The 17,369-nt window shown below is 43.6% G+C and carries 18 protein-coding genes; 9 read left to right on the top strand and 9 right to left on the bottom strand.

Annotated features, from left to right (window positions below):
• Nucleotides 1-7: 7 nt before the first annotated feature.
• A complete protein-coding gene (locus AOC21_RS08100; RefSeq protein WP_215391495.1) occupies nt 8-982 on the bottom strand; it encodes a tripartite tricarboxylate transporter substrate binding protein in 975 nt (324 codons plus the stop codon).
• A gap of 446 nt (nt 983-1,428) precedes the next feature.
• Here AOC21_RS08100 and acnA point away from each other — a divergent pair, with 446 nt between their 5' ends.
• The 7 genes from acnA to AOC21_RS08065 all read left to right on the top strand — a co-directional run bounded on the left by acnA (nt 1,429) and on the right by AOC21_RS08065 (nt 10,846).
• Nucleotides 1,429-4,065 (top strand): aconitate hydratase AcnA, encoded by a 2,637-nt coding sequence (gene acnA / locus AOC21_RS08095; RefSeq protein WP_215391494.1) that lies wholly within the window; start codon nt 1,429-1,431, stop codon nt 4,063-4,065.
• A gap of 9 nt (nt 4,066-4,074) precedes the next feature.
• Nucleotides 4,075-5,031, top strand: coding sequence for a tripartite tricarboxylate transporter substrate binding protein (locus tag AOC21_RS08090; protein ID WP_215391493.1), 957 nt, complete (start codon nt 4,075-4,077; stop codon nt 5,029-5,031).
• A gap of 75 nt (nt 5,032-5,106) precedes the next feature.
• Entirely contained in the window at nt 5,107-5,991 is an 885-nt protein-coding gene (locus tag AOC21_RS08085; RefSeq protein WP_215391492.1) for a LysR family transcriptional regulator, read from the top strand.
• 97 nt (nt 5,992-6,088) lie between these two features.
• The gene (tcuA, locus tag AOC21_RS08080; RefSeq protein ID WP_215391491.1) at nt 6,089-7,522 is read left to right on the top strand and encodes an FAD-dependent tricarballylate dehydrogenase TcuA; all 1,434 of its coding nucleotides are present in this window, start codon (nt 6,089-6,091) and stop codon (nt 7,520-7,522) included.
• Nucleotides 7,509-8,654: a tricarballylate utilization 4Fe-4S protein TcuB gene (gene tcuB / locus AOC21_RS08075; RefSeq protein WP_215391490.1), complete on the top strand. Its 1,146-nt coding sequence runs from the start codon at nt 7,509-7,511 to the stop codon at nt 8,652-8,654. Before tcuA ends, tcuB begins: the two co-directional genes overlap by 14 nt.
• 14 nt (nt 8,655-8,668) lie before the next feature.
• A complete protein-coding gene (locus AOC21_RS08070; protein ID WP_215392796.1) occupies nt 8,669-9,643 on the top strand; it encodes a tripartite tricarboxylate transporter substrate binding protein in 975 nt (324 codons plus the stop codon).
• A 105-nt stretch (nt 9,644-9,748) separates the two neighbouring features.
• A complete protein-coding gene (locus AOC21_RS08065; protein WP_215391489.1) occupies nt 9,749-10,846 on the top strand; it encodes an alpha/beta fold hydrolase in 1,098 nt (365 codons plus the stop codon).
• An 88-nt stretch (nt 10,847-10,934) separates the two neighbouring features.
• Here AOC21_RS08065 and AOC21_RS08060 read toward each other — a convergent pair whose 3' ends face one another.
• A complete protein-coding gene (locus tag AOC21_RS08060) occupies nt 10,935-11,630 on the bottom strand; it encodes an SDR family NAD(P)-dependent oxidoreductase (RefSeq protein WP_215391488.1) in 696 nt (231 codons plus the stop codon).
• A 148-nt stretch (nt 11,631-11,778) separates the two neighbouring features.
• On the opposite strand from AOC21_RS08060, the gene AOC21_RS08055 reads away from it, so the two are divergent.
• Complete coding sequence (locus AOC21_RS08055) at nt 11,779-12,474, top strand: cupin domain-containing protein (RefSeq protein WP_215391487.1); 696 nt, start codon at nt 11,779-11,781, stop codon at nt 12,472-12,474.
• Here AOC21_RS08055 and AOC21_RS08050 read toward each other — a convergent pair.
• Genes AOC21_RS08050 through AOC21_RS08035 form a run of 4 tightly spaced genes read right to left on the bottom strand, consistent with a single transcriptional unit; the run spans nt 12,471 to nt 15,110 of the window.
• Nucleotides 12,471-13,046, bottom strand: coding sequence for a histidine phosphatase family protein (locus AOC21_RS08050; RefSeq protein ID WP_215391486.1), 576 nt, complete (start codon nt 13,044-13,046; stop codon nt 12,471-12,473). The genes AOC21_RS08055 and AOC21_RS08050 overlap by 4 nt on opposite strands.
• A 37-nt stretch (nt 13,047-13,083) precedes the next feature.
• Complete coding sequence (locus AOC21_RS08045; RefSeq protein WP_215391485.1) at nt 13,084-13,470, bottom strand: dihydroneopterin aldolase; 387 nt, start codon at nt 13,468-13,470, stop codon at nt 13,084-13,086.
• A 10-nt stretch (nt 13,471-13,480) separates the two neighbouring features.
• Entirely contained in the window at nt 13,481-14,491 is a 1,011-nt protein-coding gene (locus AOC21_RS08040; protein ID WP_215391484.1) for an NAD(P)/FAD-dependent oxidoreductase, read from the bottom strand.
• Complete coding sequence (locus AOC21_RS08035; protein ID WP_215391483.1) at nt 14,481-15,110, bottom strand: alpha-ketoglutarate-dependent dioxygenase AlkB; 630 nt, start codon at nt 15,108-15,110, stop codon at nt 14,481-14,483. Before AOC21_RS08035 ends, AOC21_RS08040 begins: the two co-directional genes overlap by 11 nt.
• An 80-nt stretch (nt 15,111-15,190) precedes the next feature.
• On the opposite strand from AOC21_RS08035, the gene AOC21_RS08030 reads away from it, so the two are divergent.
• The gene (locus AOC21_RS08030; protein ID WP_215391482.1) at nt 15,191-15,370 is read left to right on the top strand and encodes a hypothetical protein; all 180 of its coding nucleotides are present in this window, start codon (nt 15,191-15,193) and stop codon (nt 15,368-15,370) included.
• Nucleotides 15,371-15,388: 18 nt separating this feature from the next.
• Here AOC21_RS08030 and AOC21_RS08025 read toward each other — a convergent pair whose 3' ends face one another.
• From AOC21_RS08025 to AOC21_RS08015, 3 genes are read right to left on the bottom strand one after another with little or no spacing between them, the layout of a single operon-like run.
• Nucleotides 15,389-15,760 (bottom strand): DUF4149 domain-containing protein, encoded by a 372-nt coding sequence (locus AOC21_RS08025; RefSeq protein ID WP_215391481.1) that lies wholly within the window; start codon nt 15,758-15,760, stop codon nt 15,389-15,391.
• Between the two features lie 18 nt (nt 15,761-15,778).
• The gene (locus AOC21_RS08020; RefSeq protein ID WP_215391480.1) at nt 15,779-16,639 is read right to left on the bottom strand and encodes an oxygenase MpaB family protein; all 861 of its coding nucleotides are present in this window, start codon (nt 16,637-16,639) and stop codon (nt 15,779-15,781) included.
• A 4-nt stretch (nt 16,640-16,643) separates the two neighbouring features.
• Nucleotides 16,644-17,285 (bottom strand): LON peptidase substrate-binding domain-containing protein, encoded by a 642-nt coding sequence (locus tag AOC21_RS08015; RefSeq protein WP_215391479.1) that lies wholly within the window; start codon nt 17,283-17,285, stop codon nt 16,644-16,646.
• Nucleotides 17,286-17,369 lie beyond the last annotated feature (84 nt).

Genomic DNA, 17,369 nt, shown 5'->3' with positions numbered 1-17,369 from the left:
ACTGTATTTATTCTCCGCTAATACCAGTTAGACGAATGATCTCAGCCCATTTTTTATTTTCAGTGGCCATGTAGGCAGCAAAGGCCTGGGGGCTCTGACTAGGAGTAACAATATTGCCTGCGTCTTCATATGCAGTTTTTAAGGCTGGGTTTGATAGTGCTTTGGTAATGCCTTGGAAAAGAATATTAATTCTATCTTGAGGTGTTTTGATTGGAGCCCAAATACCAAACCATGACTCTTGAATAGTGAGTTCGTTTTTCATGATTTCATTTAGAGTGGGCACTTCTGGAAACTGAGCTAATCGATTTTTGCTCGTGACGGCTAGAGCGCGAAATTTGCCCCCCTTTACTAAAGGAACCCCTGTTCCGGCAATTGGGAATGCAAATTGGGTGTCACCACGTAGTAGTGATGCTGCAATTTCAACGGATCCTTTTAAAGGGATATGTGAAACTTTTAAATTATTGAGCGATACAAAAGTAGCTCCTGCAATATGAGCCGAAGTTCCAATGCCTCCTGAGCTGTAATTCATCACTCCTGGATTTGCTTTTGCAGCATTAATGACGTCCTCTACTTTTTTGTAAGGGGAATCATGGGCAACTACCATCACGGTTGGTGAGGAGTACATGTTGCTGACGGGCGCAAAATCTTGCAACGGATTAATGGAAAGATCTGGCTTCATAATTTTCTGTACTAATTGAATATTTGATCCAAGAAGAACTGTATATCCATCAGGGGCCGACTGGGCAACAAATTGAGTTGCAAGTACGCCCCCAGCACCAACCTTATTTTCAACAATAATTGTTTGTTTTAATGCCTCCCCTAAATATGGAGATACTTGTCGCAATTGAACATCTGGACCACCACCAGCTGCGTAAGCAGAGATAGTTTTAATTGGTTTGTCGGGGAAGTTTGATTGAGCAAAGGCAGATAACGATACTGTGCTAAGTAAGAGTGCAATCTTCCAGAAGATTTTACGATCCATGTTTCCCCCATAGGTGTTCTCAAATATCATTCAAGTTTTATTGAATGCTCCATTAAGACAGATGCTGACCTTAAGATACATCAAAATCTTGCCAGCGAAGTTATGCTCCCTCTTTTTTGCTCAATTCAGTACGCAAATGCTCACACACTGATAAACAGGCGACGTAAGCCCTTGAAATTATTGTAGTTTTCTTTGGGTTTCTGAACTCATGACCCTTTGACCTCAGCTTCAAGTGCTAGTGGCCCACCAGGGATGAAATGGCTAACCTTCGGGTTGGTAATTTGTTTGACAAATTAACTTTTGTAAGTTTTAGTTAAAAGAGCGATCAATATTTAGGGTGCATACAATAAAAATTCGGCTTAAGTTAAGATTAGGCGAAGGACGAATCTCGGTCTTATACTCAAATTTAAATTTCATTTCTTCAGGGGTACTCTTGCATGCATCCAATGCTTAGCGAAAATTTTTTGGTCGGTATTACTGGAGAAGTAAATAAAAATCGACTTATTGCCTTGGAGAAGTTAGGGGGACTCAATGCAAAAATGGATATTTCTCAATTGCCATTTTGTCTTAGGGTTGTTTTAGAAAGTAATCTTCGCCACTGCAAAAGCGAGCAAGAGTTAAGATCTACTATTGATCTATTTGCTAATTGGCAGGAAGCTAGTAAACAAAGCTCCTCAATAAATATTTATGCCACTCGTGTTTTGATGCAAGACTACACGGGCATACCGGTCTTGGTGGATCTTTGTGCGTTGCGCCAAGCTGCAATCAATAAGGGCGTTGATCCCGAGACAGTTAATCCGAAAATTCCAGTAGATCTCGTGGTCGACCACTCCATTGTTGTCAATAGCTCAGGAAACTCTTTAGCTGCGACTGAGAATTCAAGACAACAGTATGAGCAAAATATTGAGAGATTTTCATTTTTAAAATGGGTATCTCATGCTTTTAAAAATTTAAGAATTATTCCGCCTGACTCGGGGATTTGTCATCAGGTTAATTTAGAGTCTTTGGCGACTGCATATGTATTGGAGCAAGGTGATGAGGTTATCAACCTTTTCCCTGAATTGGTTATAGGTGCAGATAGCCATACAACAACAATCAATTCTTTGGGTGTACTCGGCTGGGGGGTCGGCGGGATTGAGGCCTTAGGGGCATCTCTAGGGGAGTCATTGAATATTCCTATGCCAGAGGTGATTGGTGTTCGATTATCTGGGCAATTAGGGGCTGGTGTAACAGCCACAGACTGTGTCCTTACTGTTACTTCATTGTTGAGGTCAGTTGGAGTGGTAAATAAATTCGTAGAATTTTTTGGACCTGGAGCTGCAAGTCTTCCGATACCTGACCGTGCAACCATAGCAAATATGGCTCCAGAATACGGCGCTACTTGCGCTTTTTTCCCATGGGATGAGCGGACACTTGAGTATTTATTGGGAACGGGCCGGGATCAAGAAGGTCTTTTTAAGCAATATGCTCAAGCAGCCTCTTTGTGGTGTGACGGTAATGTCGAACCTAAATACTCTCAAGTGATTGAATTTAATCTTTCTGAGGTTGAGCCTCGCATTTCTGGCCCCAAAAAGCCTGAAGAAAAGAGATCATTATCTGAAGTTCCAAGTTCATTTCCTAATCATGATGTTTTGAATTCCGATCCAAATAAGTCGGGCATCCCAAACGGGGCTGTATTGCTTGCCGCAATTACTAGTTGTACAAATACATCGAATCCACATCTAATGATTGCCGCTGGGCTATTGGCAAAAAAAGCTGTTCTTCTTGGCTTAACTGTTCCACCTTGGGTTAAGACGCTCTTCGCGCCTGGAAGCCTTGTTGTGGGTGAGTATCTTGAGCGAAGTGGCCTGCAAAATTTCCTAGATCAGCTTGGTTTCCAGTTATGTGGCTTTGGCTGTACTGCCTGTATCGGAAATTCAGGTCCACTTTTACCGGCAGCTCAAGATGCTATTGAGAGTGATGGCTTGGTTGGTTGTGCAGTGCTATCGGGCAATCGTAATTTTAGTGGTCGTGTTCAACAGCAATTACAGTTCAATTATTTAGCCTCACCTCCGCTTGTTATTGCCTATGCCTTAGCTGGCAAGATTACAACTGATTTGAAAAATGAGCCAATAACTAAGATTGGTGGATCCGAGATCTTCTTGGCTGATGTTTGGCCAAGCAATCAAGAGATTAATGAGGTCTTATCAAAGTGCCTGAAACCGGAATTATTTAATTCTAGAAGGGTCGCTTTAAAAAACGGATCAGACTTATGGGAAGCGTTGAAGATTTCTAACTCTAAGATTTATGATTGGGGTGATATTTCTGGCTTTGTTAAGCAGCCCCCATTTTTTGCTAAAGGTTCAGCATCATCTTCGCCAAAAATGCTAATTGAAAAGGCGCGAATTTTATTGTTACTCGGGGATGGAGTTACGACTGATGATATTTCTCCTGCTGGAAGAATCCAGCCAAGCAGTGTTGCTGGGCAATATTTGCAAAAATTGGGCGTTTCTTTGGAGCGACTCCATACCTTTGGAGCTAGAAGGGGCCATTGGGATGTGATGCTTAGGGGTGCTTTTACAAATCCAAATTTATTGAATGAGTTAGCCCCTGAAAAGAAGGGTGGGTTTACAAAGGTCTTTCCTGGCGGGGAAATAACAGAAATCTTAAAGGCTTCTGTCGATTATCAACAATGTGGCACCCCACTGATTATTATTGCAGGTAAAAATTACGGCACAGGGTCATCCCGAGATGATGCGGCTCGAAGCACAAGATTGCTAGGTGTTGCCGCAGTGATTGCTGAGAGTTATGAGCGTATTCATCGGTCTAACCTAGCTGCTTTTGGCGTTATGCCATTACTTTTCAAGCAGGGTGAATCGCGTAAGTCTCTGAATTTGGATGGCTCTGAAACGATTACCATTTCTATGGGTGATACGCCTCCATTAACCGGTGAGTTGGTCAAAGCTTCAATCGAGAGGGTTAATGGTGAAATATTCGAATGTCATTTTATAAGCGCGCTCAGGCTTGAGGAGCTTGCTTACTTTCAGAGTGGCGGCATTCTCCCGTTTTTGGCCTACAAATTAACTGCTTCAAATTCTTTTTAGGATGAGCCTGTGAAACGAATTTTTTACTCTTATTTTTTCTTACTACTAATTTTGAGCGCTAATGTTTTTGCGCAACCAAAGCAGATCACCATTTATGTGCCGTTTTCCGCGGGTGGCTCTGTTGATATAGTGGCACGAATAATGGCCGCTCAGATATCCCAAAAAATAGGCATGCCCGTCTTGGTGGACAATAAGCTAGGTGCCGGTGGAAATATAGCGACTACCCTTGTGGCGCAGTCCAAGCCCAATGGATTGACATTGTTAGCTCATCATCAGGGAGTTGTGTATAGCTCTGCGCTATCTGATAACTTAGCTTTTAATATACAGAAAGATTTCGCACCAATTGCAACAGTTGGCGTTACCCCCAATGTGCTAGTGATTCCAGCAGGCTCGAAATTTAAAAATCTTCAAGAGTTCGTTGAATTTGCGAAAGCAAACCCTGGGAAACTAAATTATGGCTCTGCCGGCATAGGTAGTAATGGGCACTTGGCAATGGAGCTATTTCAGTCTGCCGCGGGTATAAAACTGACGCATATTCCTTATAAAGGAATGCCGCAAGCAGTAGCTGATGTAGCAGGAGGGCAAATTCAGGCTGTCCTAACAACCATTCCTGCAGCTTTGCCTTTTATTCAGGGTGGAACAGTAAGGGCGCTGGGCACATCCGGTCAAAGGCGATCCCCTGTTTTATCGGATGTGCCAACTATTCAAGAGGCTGGCATTAAAAATTTTTATTATGAGCCGTGGTATGGATTCTTGGCTCCCGCTGGAACCCCAGAGGCCGATCTTGATAGGTTAAGTGCGATTATTGTTGAGTCATCAACATCTCCAGAAATTTCTAAAAAATTTACCATGGATGGGATTGATGTAAAACCGCTTGGTAGGCAAAAATTTACCCCGCTCTTTATTGCTGATATTAAAAAGTGGGGCGACATAATTAAAGGCCTAGGTTTGAAGGGGGCCGATTAATTCGTCATATCCCTGTAAACTTTGAATTGCGCTTAGAGCTCAGCTTTCCACCAAAAATAGATATAAGAAATTGGCATGAAAATTGATTTTGATGGCATTCAAGCATTTGTAGTGATAGCAGAGCTCGGTGGCTTTAATAAAGCCGCAGATCAACTGCACATTACGCAAACAGCCCTAACACGCCGAATTCAAAAGCTTGAGTCTTATCTTGGACTCAAGCTAATTGACAGGACAACTCGTCATGTTGAGCTTACTGCAGTGGGTCGCGAGTTTTTGCCACAAGCTCGTGCGATCGTAGGTGAGATGACATCTGCGATTAGTCATCTTAAAGATATGTCGCTGCATGCAAAAGGTAGCTTTAGTCTTGCGTGTATACCAAGCCTAACAGTGAGCATGGTTCCTAAGCTTATCCAGCAATATGCCAATGCTTATCCTGATAATCGTATACGCATACTTGATGCAACCTCTAGCGAAGTCCGAAAAGCAGTTCTCAATCATCAGGCAGAAATTGGGCTTGCTTTACAGGGCGAAAAACATCCCGATTTAATAGAGACATCTTTATTTGACGATCCTCTCGTCTTTATATGCCAGGATACCCATCCGCTCAGGAGTAGGAAATTGCTTACTTGGTCGGATATGCGTGATGCGGACTTAATTGTGGTCAGTAGCCTTACTTCTACTAGAGTGCTAATGGACTATCAGCTTGCGAAGCATGGCATTCATCTCAACGGAAACTATGAAGTCCGGCATCATGCCACCGCTATCAATTTAGTGGCTGCTGGAGTAGGTTGTGCAATATTGCCTTCTTCAACACTAAATGATGGTGAGCGCCCTCATATTCACAAGATTCCATTAAAAGATCCCGCCGTTAAGCGCAAGGTTACTTTGCTGCGCCATAAAAATACCAGTCTTTCTCCGGCGGCTGAAGCTTTCTTCAAATTGATTCAAAAGAGCGTCTGAGAAGGGGGGGTAGTAGGATATTATTATTGCTTAATACGCAATAATTAGATTAAATATTGCACTTATCAATATAAAAGTTATATTGGATACTGCCAGCATGAGCTCCCAAAATAAACAAAATCAACTCGATGTACTGGTCATTGGTGGCGGTAATGCCGCTCTTTGCGCCGCTCTCACGGCTATTGAGGCTGGGGCCTCCGTACTAGTTTTGGAGGCCGCCCCAAAAGAATGGCGAGGTGGTAATTCAGGGCATACCCGTAATATCCGAGCAATGCATGATCAACCAGAAGACGTCATGCTCGAATCCTATCCTGAAGAAGAATATTGGCAGGATGTGCTCAAGGTAACTAGCGGCAAGACGGATGAACAATTGGCAAGATTTGTAATACGCGCCTCTTCTCAATGTCGCGAATGGATGAAGCATCATGGAGTACATTTTCAGCCTCCTCTATCTGGGACGCTCAATCTATCCCGAACTAATGCATTTTTTATGGGCGGTGGTAAAGCGTTAGTAAATGCGTATTACCGAAGTGCTGAGAAGTTGGGCGTAGAAATTCGCTACAACTCACCAGTAGACTCAGTAGAAATCCAGGATGGAAAGTTTATCGCTGCCTATGTAGGCGATGAACGAATTGAGGCAAAGACTTGCGTGTTAGCAGCGGGGGGTTTTGAGTCCAATCGCGAGTGGCTAAAAGAGGCCTGGGGTGTCAATGAATATGGCGAATCTCCGGCCGACAACTTTTTAATACGCGGTACGCAATATAACAAGGGCGTTCTGCTCAAGCAATTAATAGCACTAGGCGCAGATTCCGTCAGCGACCCAACCCAGGCGCACATGGTTGCGATTGATGCACGAGCGCCTTTATATGATGGTGGTATTTGCACTCGTATCGATGCGGTTTCATTTGGAATTGTGGTTAATAAAAATGCCCGGCGTTTTTCAGATGAAGGTGAAGACTTCTGGCCTAAGCGTTATGCTTTCTGGGGAAGATTAGTCGCTCAGCAACCAGGCCAAATTGGGTATTCCATTATTGACTCAAAAGTTTTAGGTCGTTTTATGCCGCCAGTATTCCCTGGGGAGAAAGCCGATACTTTGGAGGAGTTGGCCCAAAAGCTCGGATTAGATCCAAACTCCTTAGTAAAAACAATAGGCGACTATAACGCAGCGTGCCGAGTGGGAACTTTTGATCATACGATCATGGACGACTGTCACACCGAAGGTCTAGAGCCACCTAAAACGCATTGGGCCTTGCCGATAGATAAAGGTCCTTTTTATGGCTTTGCAGTTCGACCCGGCGTTACATTTACCTACTTGGGTTTAAAGACTGATGAAACTGCAGCCGTTCGGTTTGGCGATAAACCCAGCGAGAATTTATTTGTAGCCGGAGAAATGATGGCTGGAAATGTATTAGGCAAAGGATACGCCGCAGGAATTGGTATGACGATTGGCACAGTATTTGGGCGCGTAGCCGGAAGCGAAGCTGCAAAAGCAGCATTACATCAAAAAGGTAATTCTCATGCAGCAACTTAATGCCTTAATTTTGGAAGCTAGTGCTTTAGGTTCAAATGCGCCAGAAGTGGAAGCGGCGCGTATGCTGACCATCTGTAATTCTTGTCGATATTGCGAGGGCTTTTGTGCGGTCTTTCCTGCAATGACAAGAAGGATAGAGTTTTTGCCTGCTGACGTGAACTTTATGGCCAATCTTTGCCATAACTGTGGAGCTTGCCTGCATGCTTGCCAATATGCTCCACCACATGAATTTGCAGTGAATATTCCGAAGGTAATGGCGCAAGTTCGCAAAGATACATACATTGCTTATGCATGGCCAAGAGCTTTGGGTTCTCTATATAAAACAAATGGGGTGACTGTCTCAATGGCAGCATCCCTTTCACTCATTTTATTTTTACTCCTAACACTAGCGGTAAATGGCTCCTTAACTGCCGGACCCCTGAAGGGAAATTTTTACGCTATCTTCTCTCACAACACTTTGGCAATCATGTTTGGCGCAGTTTTTGGTTTTTCTATTTTGGCTTTATTGATTGGGCTGCACAATTTCTGGCGCGGTATTTCACCAGGCATTGCCTCCGGCGCTGCAGTAGCTGAGGCGACACATGACGCTTTGACTTTAAAGTATCTTGGTGGAGGTCATGGCGAGGGTTGTAACAACGAAGATGATGCATTTACTTTGTGGCGTAAGCGGTTCCATCACTTTACCTTCTACGGCTTTATGCTTTGCTTTGCAGCCACTAGCGTAGCTACTTTGTATCACTATTTGCTAGATTTACATGCCCCATATGCGCTCAATAGTTTGCCCGTTATATTGGGTACACTTGGTGGTATTGGTTTGTTAATTGGACCTGCAGGTTTGCTATATTTAAATTTCAAACGAAATTCCGAGCATGGCGATGCCTCGCAAAAGCCAATGGATAGGGCATTTATTGTGCTGCTATTTTTAATTAGTGCCTCTGGTTTGGCTTTATTGGCTTATCGGGATACGAGTGCGATGCCCGCATTACTAGCGATCCATTTGGGATTTGTGATGGGTTTCTTTTTAACCATGCCCTATGGGAAATTTGCCCATGGATTCTATAGACTTGCAGCGCTTTTAAAGAATGCAATTGAAAAACGCCAACCCAATAAGCTTGGCTTAAGTGGAGAATAGTAAAAATGATTGCTATGAAACAGAAAAATATCTTTAATGTATTGCTTAGTCTTGCATTTGGCTTGCTAAGCTATTCGGCAAATTCTCAAGAGTTCCCGCCTAAAAAGACGATCACTATGGTTGTCGGATTTGCGGCAGGTGGAGCTGCAGATACGGCAGCCCGGATCATCTCAAAAAAACTTGGTGAGAACATTGGTGCAAACGTGGTTGTAGATAACCGGGGTGGTGCAGGCGGAAATATTGCTCATCAGTTTGCAGCAACTGGGCCTACAGATGGCAGCACAATCTTATTTGGCTCTGTTGGCCCACTCACGATTGCGCCGCATATGATGAAGCTGCCATATGATCCTTTTAAAGATCTCTCGCCTATTTCGATGGGGGTTAACTTTCCCAATATTCTTGTAGTGAATGCAGGTACTGGCATCAAGACATTCGCAGAGTACATTGCTTATGCTAAGAAAAATCCAAAAAAATTAGATTACGCTTCCACGGGACCAGGATCTGCCTCTCACCTGGCTGGAGAGTTGTTAGATGAAATGGCTGGCATTGAAACTGTGCACGTCCCTTACAAGGGTGGAGCTCCAGCCATGCAGGATTTACTCGGCGAAAGAGTGGCTGCTTATTTTTCAACCTACAGTACGGCAAAAGCTTATATTGAAAATGGCAAACTCATTCCTCTGGCGGTAACTGGCCCACAGAGACTGAAGTCACTCCCAAAAGTTCCTACTATTGCTGAATCTGGATTCCCTGGATTTAATGCAACAAATTGGTATGCATTTGTTGCATCCTCTAAAGTTCCAGCTCCGATAATGGATCGCTGGAATGTCGAGATTGTGAAGGTATTGAAGTCTCCTGATGTTGTGAGTCAGTTAAATGATCATGGCCTAACGCCAATGCCAACTTCGCGTGAAGAGCTCGCCAAATATATGACCAAAGAATCTGCCACTTGGGGTAGGTTAATTAGAGAGAAGAAGATAACAGGCGAGTAATCCCATAGCGTTGATAAATAAAGCCACCCAAGGGTGGTTTTATTTTTTTAGGGGGCAGACTTTGTAACTGTGCTGTAAGATATTTCCATAACAAAAAGGAGGCTTATGAAAATCAAATTACATTTTCTTAGCGCATGTTTAGCGCTGGCATGTTGCTCTACCAGTGTATTTGCCCATAAAGATACGGATCCGGTTCATCAATCTTATACAGAGGGAAACTTTCCTCTTGAAAATGGCTCCACAATCGAAAATTTTAAAATTTCCTACACAACGCAGGGAACTCTGAATGCAGATAAATCAAACGCTATTTTGATGGTGACAGCGATTGGTGGGAATCATCACCGAATTGATTACCTCATTGGCCCGGGCAAAGCATTGGATACCGATAAGTACTTTGTCATTTGTACTGACGCAATAGGCAATGGATTAACAACCTCTCCTTCAAATAGTCAAACACAGGCAAATGTAAATTTTCCTGAATTCAATATCCGGGACATGGTCAATAGTCAATACCGCTTAGTAAGAGAGCACTTTGGAATTACTAAATTGGTGACAGTGGTAGGCGCCTCCATGGGGGGTATGCAGGCTTTGCAATGGGCCGTTTCTTATCCTGATGCAATGCAGTCGGTTGTTCCCATTATTCCGCTGGCAAAAACACATGCTTGGACTACCGGAGTACTTGAGATGCTTAGACAGAGCATCATGACTGACCCAGCATACCAGGGCGGGAAATATGACAAGCCAGTTGAGAAGGGAATGCGCTTGTGGGCAGGATGGTTGAGTGGAGTGATTGTCAGAACACCGGCTTATCAGAATCAACAATTCAATACGCCTGAGGCAGAAATAGGATTTCTGAATAAGCTTCAGGATGCTTCTTGGAAGCGCATGGATGCAAACGATTGGATTTGGCAGTCACGTGCTTATGACCGTCATGACATTGGACAAACAAAAGGTTTCAATGGAGATACGATTGCTGCTTTGAAATCTATTAAAGCAAGGACGCTTATTCTCGCGGGTACCGGGGACTTATTAAATCCAGAATCTGATGCTAAAGAATCTGCAAAATATATTCCTAATGTGAAGTATGTTGCCATTAATGATGTGATGCCTATGGGCCATTTATCAGGAGCAGGTGCAACACCAAATGAAAATGAAGTTCAAAACAAATCAATCAAGCAGTTTTTATCGACGCTTAAAAAATAATATCAAGTAGGTTTTTGTTGAAGGGCTAAGTCCAGATGGGCCCACTAATGAAATAAACGGCTTAGGAAGAAATTCCTAAGCCGTTTTTCTACCAAGGCAGCTTTTCTCCTGAGTAAGTCAGAAAGCTTCCCGAATCTTCTTTCTCTACATTTGCAAGAACACTAAACATATCAGTTACAGCTTCTAAAGGATCTCTGCCGATTTGCTGACCGCGAAAAGGTTGAGACAATCCAGAGTTCACAGTGCCGGGGTGAAGGGCAATCAAAGCGATATTGGGTTTTGTTCTTGCAAATTCGATAGAAGCCGTTTTGATGATCATATTGAGTGCGGCCTTAGAAGCTCTATAGCTATACCATCCACCCAATCGATTATCTTCAATACTGCCTACCTTAGCGGATAGTGTTGCCATGACCCCATGCTTTGGATCCAAGAGTTTTGAGAAGTACTTTATTGTTAAAGCTGGGCCAATGGTATTGGTGTTAAACATTTCGCTGAGTTGAGCTTGGTTTAAATCATCCAATTTCTTTTCAGGCATCCATTGTTCTGAGTGCAGTACACCAATGGTATTGATGATTAGTTGAAATGGCCCCAAGTCTGCCAGGCTGCTGGCAGATATTTCAATGGTCTCGGGGTGATGGTAGTCGATAGCATGAGCCGAGTTTCGGTGAATACCAATCACTCTTGAGCATGACGGATTACTCTCGAGTAGTTTTACGAAATGTGACCCTATAGTCCCTGAGGATCCAATAACAAGGGCGTTAAATGGTTTTGGAAGCAAGCTCATAAAGCCTTTGTGCAAGCGTTAAATAAATTCGATATATCTGGACTTTAGCTCAGATCACGTAAGAATGTGCGCGGTTTATTTGATTGTTCAGCATTTATCTATTTTGCTTGCTATGCTTAGGTATATTTTTACATTTGAAACGCAATAAATGAACATCAATGCTGATTACAGCCAACGGGTCGTTATAAATCATCATGACTTGCCATGGGCTCCCAGTCCCGAGCCAGGTGTCGCAAGACGCATGCTCGATCGCATGGGTGATGAGGTGGCAAAGGCGACCTCTATCGTGCGCTATGAACCTGGAGCCCAATTTAAAACCCATACTCATGAATTTGGTGAGGAGATCTTGGTATTAGATGGGGTCTTTGGCGATGAGACTGGCGAATATCCTGCTGGCACGTACCTGATGAATCCACCGGGATCTTCCCATGCGCCATTCAGTAAAGCTGGATGTACTCTTTTTGTAAAGTTACGCCATCTTGGTCCAGATCAAGTGGCACGAGAAGTAATTGACACCAAAACTGCTCCTTGGTACCAAGGTATGGTTCCGGGTCTTCATGTGATGCCACTAATGCAGCAGGGTAGCGGCTCAACCTTAGTTCGATGGGCGCCTCAAACGTATTTCAATCCCCACAAGCATTACGGAGGTGAGGAAATTTTTGTAGTTGATGGTGTTTTTGAAGATGAGCATGGGCGCTATCCCGCCGGCTCTTGGATCAGAAGCCCCCATATGAGCCTGCATCAGCCTTTTAGCAAAGAGGGCTGCACCATCTTTGTAAAAACAGGGCACCTACATGTGGATGGTGATTCAAGCGATACCAAGCAGGCTGCTTACTATCGTTAGGGGCTAGGGTATATCTGGTGAGATAAATGCTGCCCATTCTGATTGACCTTTACTAACACCATATCGCCTACGTTCACCACCTTGCCTGTATAGGCTTGTATATTGACGTGGTGGGTTACCAAAATCAGTGGCACCTTGTTATTGCTATTGAGTTTGGATTGAATAAGTTTTTCCAACTCTTTTGTTTGCTTTTTTTCAAGACTCATGTCGTCGAAGAATGAACCAAGAGCTGGTGAGATCTGAACAGGCCCCTTATTTAATAGTTTGGCTGTATCCATACAACGACACCACTGACTGCTAATGACGTTTGCGGAAGTAATCCCCTGACTTTTTAGCCAATCTCCTATGATGACGGCTTGTTTCTTTCCATAGTCACCTAGATTTCTTTGGGTGGCACATTTATCTAGTTGGTAGCCAGTAGGATCCCCATAGCCCGGGGCATCTGCATGTCGCATGAGAAGAACGTGCTGCCCATCATTTAAATCACTCGCTAAATTAGCGTTTGCTAGCAGGGGAAAAAGACTAAACGTAATACTCGCTAGTGTTGAGATCAAGATGTTGCTGAAATTCATGGCTAATGTCTCGCTGATTTAGTGCATTGAGTAAGGTCTAGCTTCTTAACTTTGATAGCGCTTCCTGGTCCAGGTTTAGTCTAACGCCAAGTGAGCCCGAGCTATTGTGAACGGGTGATTTTCTAAGGCCAATTTCTAGGGATTGGATTTGAGGGTAGCTTGCACAAGCCTCAATGATTCTGCTCATTAATCTTTCCTGAGTTTCATAATGACAATCACTAGCTAGCCTCGTAATATCAACAATAAGAGGATCGTAATCAAAAACATTGCCCATATTGTCCTCAGAAATGAATACGAGATTCGAGTCAATCCAAAGGGTGAGGTCCAATAAATGACTGTCAGGGATAATGTCACCAGTTTTGTATGTGCCAATCTGAGTTTGCAGCTTGAGATCTCGTAATTCGATAGATGCTTTGCGGGACATAATCTAGGCCTTATGGGTTAAATGTTGCTGAAATATGAATTGCGCTTGCTAATTGATAGCCGCTAAGCCATGCTCCTTCAACTCTGCCACCATTGAGCCAATCTCCACAGAGACCAAGATTGGTATCTTTATTCAGAATACATCCCATTTCTGTATTGATTGCGCCGCTTGCGTAACGCCAGCGATGGATAGAAATTTCAGCATTCTGGCAATTTAGACCGAGCTTCTTTGCGGATTCCAGAATTAGCCTGCTTGCTTCATCTTGATCTAGCTCGATCCATTGCTGACTCCATTGAGGGTTTGCATGTATTGTCCAGGTTTCTTGGCCAGTACGTCCAGGCTTAGAATTATTTCGAGAGATCCAGCTGATGATTTCATTATTAATGAAGGCAGCATCAAAAGGCATGGAAATTTTTTCTGAGAAACGTGCCATCACCGTCCAACAGCCTTGCATATTTACGCTAGAGCAAGTTGCTTCAGTAGAGTGATCTACTAATTTGGCTAGAGCGGAACTCTGAGGGGTAGGAATTGCTAATACTAAGTAATCAAATGATTGGGTAATATCGCCATTCTCTAGGCTGTGAAGCAACCATTTCCCATTTTGCTGATAAATCTTATCGATAGTCTGATTAAATTCAATGGATATATTTTTAGCTAAAAATTGACCAGGTGAGTTCATGGCAGGCACGCCCACATAACGGCGCTCACTGGAATTGCTCTCTCGCCACTGGCCACCTTCATATACAGATAAGCGTGGCTGCCATTTAGCTACGACACCTGCCTCAATCCAGGTATTCAGGATTTCAATGAATGCTGGATCTCGCGCCGTGAAATATTGAGCTCCATGATCCACTGACCAACTCTCACCATGGCGAGTACTCATCCGACCACTTGGCCCGCGACTCTTTTCATAGACCTGAACTTGAAAGCCAAGCGTTTGCAATCTATTGGCACAACTAAGGCCTGCTAAGCCTGCGCCAATGATAGCCACGGCAGCTTTGGGTTTGACCTCATTTTGCATGAGTATTGATTTTTCTAAATGTTAAATTCATGCGAATGTCCGGCACAGTTTTGGTTTTCGGTAAAGTGTGCTGCCAATACTCTTGGGTAGGCGGATGCATGATGAGGGCGCTACCGTTCTCCAAAAAAAGCGAAATTGTTTCTTGATCCTTTTTGTGGCGAAAGGCAAACTTACGTTTTGCCCCAAGACTAAGTGAGGCGATCGGAGATGTGGGATCGAGTTCTTTTTCATCATCACTATGCCAACCCATACCATCGCCTCCATCATGGTAGAGGTTTAATAAGCAAGAATTAAACTTGGCTCGTGATATTTCTTCTAGTTGAGCCTTGATGAGTAAAAGCTCAGATGTCCAGTTTTGCGGATTCTTTTTTACCCCAGAATATGTATAGCTACACTTTGGATCACCAACCCAGGCAACTTTACGGCGAGTGGTCACCAATTTTCCAAACATCATGAGTTGATCAGGCTCCCATGTAAGTGATGCCTGAAGCTGGTTCATGAATTGGGCGGCACTTTGTTCGGCAAAGACCTTGGGGAAGTAATGAGTGCTCCCATCCTTTGACAAAATATTCAAAGCAGAGTCGCCAAGTGGGGTTTCAAATAATGTACTTTGCATCATGTGCCCATTGCAAGATCAAGCGCTAGTTTCATAAAAACCCTAGAATAGTCTTAATTTCCATTTCTTGATTAGGCTAATGTATGAAGACCCCAGACAAGCGTTGCTGTGGTTCAGGCGTATGCATTATTAATGATGCAGGTGAATGTTGGTGTGGCCAAGTTTGGGATGGCGAAAAAATGGCAGCTCCTAGCCTGAATTTACCTATCAAACAAGATAAGGTTCAAGAGTCAGATCCAAATAAGGTGAAGCCTGGATCTTAGCCATCCGTCTATTGATGATTATTTGACTAGAAGATAGATAAAAGTAATTAACTGAAATAAGTTGATAACAACGCTTACGCCATGCAGTAGATGAAAACGACGACTTTGCCCTTGATCCTTGGCCTCATTAATTTTTCCAGTTAGATAAGAGAGGGTAAAGGCAAAGAGCAGTGCACAAATCGCTAATAAGATCTTGCTAACTCCATCAGTCGCAGTAAAAATGCAGGCAGTAGTAATTAAGCCCAGGCAAGCATAGTACTTGGGAAAAAAGTTCCGAACATACTTGCTTGACCATTCGACGGGGAGCACCTTAAAAACAGTCGGGGCGACAACTATAGTGAAGAAAAGCATGATGCCAACCATGCCTGATATTAGGTAATTAGTGATCATGCTGTCTTTCCAAATAAATTATCCATAAACTCTACGGAGTGAGTGGGCGGCCACCCCATCCTTAAGGGCCTCGCGAATGGGTACTGCAATTAAATCAACACTCTTTTTTACTGCTAAGCGCTCAATCAGATTGGGGGTTGGTCTCTTGATGAATGGATAGACCCAATCTGGAAGATTGAGATAGCCTGCGCGAGTAATGAGTTTAATGAAGGGTTTGGCTGCAAGCTTACTAGGGAAGTTCTCGAGCAAATCGAGAATGCTTTTTGCACGCTCTCCAAAGTAAAGTTCAGGGATATAGCCTTGAATTGCACTGCCTGTTTTGGCATAGGTGCTAGGTAAAGAATGGGCGCCCATTCTTTCACCAAGGGATTTCATTTCAAGAAAGTATTGATCCTTTTCCTGCGGGCTTAATTTCTCTTTTCGATAATCCTCGAAAGACTGCATAAAGCTGTGTGTTTCCGTGAGATGGACCCAAGACAGTAGATGTGGATCGGTAGCTGAATATGGTTTTCCGAATTCATCAAAGCCGCTAATCTTTGCATGAATCTGGTTAACCCTTTCAATCACTTTGTCTGCCATCTCAGTTGATCCATAGGTGGTAGCGGCAATAAAGAAGGCTGTTCTTCCCAATCTGCCTTTGAGATCCTCCCTAAAGCTAGAGTGGTCCCATACTCCTGCTAAGGCTTGTGGATGAAGTGCTTGCATGATCAGCGAGCTAATGCCACCGATCATCATCGAGATAAAGTCCGCATGCACTTTCCAGGCAATCGATTCTGGGCCAAAGAGACCACGATCACCTGATGGCGTTAGAAATGCTACCGGTGGCCCGCCACCACCCACCATTTCACGAATCGTTTTACGAATCAGCTCATCAAGCATGGATTTAGTGCAGCATGAGATTACTTAAGCCATCATCTTCGATAATTTCCGTCACCAGATCGAGTCTGATTCGGGGATTGGTTTGGGCTAGCAAATGGTTCTTTTGAGCTAGAGAGATAGGCAAAAGTTCTGCAAGGCGATTGGACACCCACCCGCAGTCATCTATTTTGAAAGGCTTCTTGAAAGGGGATTCACCCAATAAATCTTCACTTTGAATGACTGAAATAATTTCATTCAATAATTTCACTACCTTTTGATGCTCTTCAGGGATAGGTGTCACGGGATCATTTGCTAGAAGCTCTATCTCACCGATCCACAGTCCATTTGACTCTTGTTGACTATTCAGAAGCTTAAAGCGCTGTGTTCCAGATGACTTGGTCATATACAAGGCAGGTTGAACAGGGTCAAAGTCTTCAATTAGGGCCAGGGTTCCGATTTGAGAAAAGACTGGGGGCGAATCTTCTTTGGCGCCCTGATCCTTCATGATGCTAACAACGCCAAACTCTGTTTTTTCACGTAAGCATGTCTTCATCATGTCGAGGTAGCGTGCCTCAAAGATCTTGAGGGCGATTACGCCGTCCGGAAACAGTACGGTGCCCAGTGGGAATAGCGGTATTTTTCGAAGGGAGGAGTCTGAATTAGTCATGTAATCAATGTAATGGATTTGAATAATTTCTGCTGATGCCGTGTGCATCTTAAAACCCCCCGTATTTTGATCTAGGCTCAGCAA

The organism is Polynucleobacter sp. VK25 (genome assembly GCF_018687355.1).
Taxonomy (GTDB): domain Bacteria; phylum Pseudomonadota; class Gammaproteobacteria; order Burkholderiales; family Burkholderiaceae; genus Polynucleobacter.
Note: the sequence above shows the minus strand (reverse complement) of the source record. Positions and strands in the feature narration are given on the sequence as shown.

Excerpts from the sequence above, each read along its gene's own strand:
- AOC21_RS08100 (WP_215391495.1), bottom strand. The coding sequence starts at position 982 with ATGGATCGTAAAATCTTCTGGAAGATTGCACTCTTACTTAGCACAGTA.
- acnA (WP_215391494.1), top strand. The coding sequence starts at position 1,429 with ATGCTTAGCGAAAATTTTTTGGTCGGTATTACTGGAGAAGTAAATAAA.
- AOC21_RS08085 (WP_215391492.1), top strand. The coding sequence starts at position 5,107 with ATGAAAATTGATTTTGATGGCATTCAAGCATTTGTAGTGATAGCAGAG.
- tcuA (WP_215391491.1), top strand. The coding sequence starts at position 6,089 with ATGAGCTCCCAAAATAAACAAAATCAACTCGATGTACTGGTCATTGGT.
- tcuB (WP_215391490.1), top strand. The coding sequence starts at position 7,509 with ATGCAGCAACTTAATGCCTTAATTTTGGAAGCTAGTGCTTTAGGTTCA.
- AOC21_RS08070 (WP_215392796.1), top strand. The coding sequence starts at position 8,669 with ATGAAACAGAAAAATATCTTTAATGTATTGCTTAGTCTTGCATTTGGC.
- AOC21_RS08065 (WP_215391489.1), top strand. The coding sequence starts at position 9,749 with ATGAAAATCAAATTACATTTTCTTAGCGCATGTTTAGCGCTGGCATGT.
- AOC21_RS08060 (WP_215391488.1), bottom strand. The coding sequence starts at position 11,630 with ATGAGCTTGCTTCCAAAACCATTTAACGCCCTTGTTATTGGATCCTCA.
- AOC21_RS08055 (WP_215391487.1), top strand. The coding sequence starts at position 11,779 with ATGAACATCAATGCTGATTACAGCCAACGGGTCGTTATAAATCATCAT.
- AOC21_RS08050 (WP_215391486.1), bottom strand. The coding sequence starts at position 13,046 with ATGAATTTCAGCAACATCTTGATCTCAACACTAGCGAGTATTACGTTT.
- AOC21_RS08045 (WP_215391485.1), bottom strand. The coding sequence starts at position 13,470 with ATGTCCCGCAAAGCATCTATCGAATTACGAGATCTCAAGCTGCAAACT.
- AOC21_RS08040 (WP_215391484.1), bottom strand. The coding sequence starts at position 14,491 with ATGCAAAATGAGGTCAAACCCAAAGCTGCCGTGGCTATCATTGGCGCA.
- AOC21_RS08035 (WP_215391483.1), bottom strand. The coding sequence starts at position 15,110 with ATGATGCAAAGTACATTATTTGAAACCCCACTTGGCGACTCTGCTTTG.
- AOC21_RS08030 (WP_215391482.1), top strand. The coding sequence starts at position 15,191 with ATGAAGACCCCAGACAAGCGTTGCTGTGGTTCAGGCGTATGCATTATT.
- AOC21_RS08025 (WP_215391481.1), bottom strand. The coding sequence starts at position 15,760 with ATGATCACTAATTACCTAATATCAGGCATGGTTGGCATCATGCTTTTC.
- AOC21_RS08020 (WP_215391480.1), bottom strand. The coding sequence starts at position 16,639 with ATGCTTGATGAGCTGATTCGTAAAACGATTCGTGAAATGGTGGGTGGT.
- AOC21_RS08015 (WP_215391479.1), bottom strand. The coding sequence starts at position 17,285 with ATGACTAATTCAGACTCCTCCCTTCGAAAAATACCGCTATTCCCACTG.